The organism is Streptomyces sp. NPDC055078 (genome assembly GCF_053607985.1).
In genome coordinates this window covers 1-1,498 of the sequence record NZ_JBSGUP010001085.1, presented here as the reverse complement: position 1 = coordinate 1,498, position 1,498 = coordinate 1, and the positions used below count along the sequence as shown (strand labels likewise).

Annotated in this window: 1 protein-coding gene; it reads left to right on the top strand. The window is 78.2% G+C overall.

Features of this window, described 5'->3' with window-relative positions; genetic code table 11:
* Positions 1–17: 17 nt before the first annotated feature.
* Positions 18–1,498, top strand: a 1,481-nt coding sequence (locus ACWF94_RS40335; RefSeq protein WP_453500251.1) for a DUF5682 family protein, incomplete at its 3' end; no start/stop codon positions are given.

Genomic DNA, 1,498 nt, shown 5'->3' with positions numbered 1-1,498 from the left:
AGGCACTGCTCGCCGAGTTGGGACTGCCGGGGCCCGACGGGCCCGAGCGCCGGGAGCTACGCCTGGACGTGCTCCGCAGCGGCCTCGACCGGCGTCGTGAGATCGCCTTGCGCCGGCTCGTGGTCTGCGGCGTTCCCTACGGGGAGGAGTCCGGCGTCGCCGGAGTCGGTGACGCCGCCGCGCTGACGACGCGCTGGGCCGTCGCCTGGACACCGTCCACGGCCGCGATGCTCGATGTGGCGGGGCTGCACGGGGTGACCCTTGACCAGGCGGCCGCGGGCATGCTGCGGCAGGAGCGCGCGGACGAGTTGCGCCGGGGCGGGCCGTCGGCGGCGGAGGTGCTCGACGGACTCGCCCGGGCAGCCGAGTCCGCGCTGCGCCCCCTCGCCGTGGAGCGGCTGGCCGAGACCGCCGAGCTGGTCCCGGCGACCGGCTCCCTGCCCGAACTGCTCGCCGGGATGGCGTTGCTGGACCGGATCCGATCCGGCCATGTGCCGGGGCTGGACCCGGGCTGGGAGCGGTCGGCGGTCGGCGCGGCGTACGAGGAGCTGGCGTCGGCCGGGGTGCGCGCGCTCGACGGCCTCGCGGGCTCCACCGACCCCGCCGACGCCCGCGCCCTGGTCTCGCTCGCCGGGCAGGCGGCCGAGGTCGGCGGCGGATTGCGTCTGGCCGACGCACTGGCCCGGCTGGAGACGGAGGCCACGCCGCTGATACGGGGCGCGGCGGGCGCGGCGCGGGTGCTGCTGGGGCAGCGGGACCCGGGCGGGTTCGGCACCCGCCTCGCCTCACGCGCCGATGGCGCGACTTCGCCGGAACTGCTTACGCGGCTCGCGGACTTCCTGCGCGGCGCGCTCCTCGCGGCGGGCCCCCTGCTGGAGACGGGCCGTGCGCTGGACCCCTTGCTGGAGCGGGTGGAGTCGTTCAGCGACCGCGCGTTCCTGGACCGGTTGCCCGCGCTCAGGGCGGGCTTCGACACCCTGGCTCCGGCGGCCCGTTCGCGACTGCTGTCGGTGGTGGAGGACCGTACGGGCACAGCGGCCGGGACCTTGACGGGTCCGGTGCGGGATCCCGCCGCGCTGGCCCTGCTGGCGGCGGCGGACCTCGCCGGCCGGGAGGCGCTGGTGGCCAGGGGCCTGGGCGGGAGGCCGGCCCCGAACCGGGCCCCGGACGATCACCGGGGCGGCGCCCTGGCGGGAGCGTCCGCCGCCTCCGCCCCGGGGGCGCCGACGCGTACCACTCCGGTCTCAAGTGCGTTCGCCCCGGACCTGCCAGAGCCGGCCTCTCCGGCCCTGGACGCGCCCGGTGCCGGGGGCTCCGCCGCATCCGGCGCGGGGGCAGAGCCGACGGTCGCCGCTGGTCCGGGCACGGCCCGTGTCCGTGGGGACGAGGCGGCGGACCTCGTTCCGGGCACCGCCGACAGCGTCCCGGTTCCCGGCCTCGGGCCGGTTCAGGGCCGTGGGCCGGTTCAGGGCCATGGGCCGGGTGTGGACCATGGGCC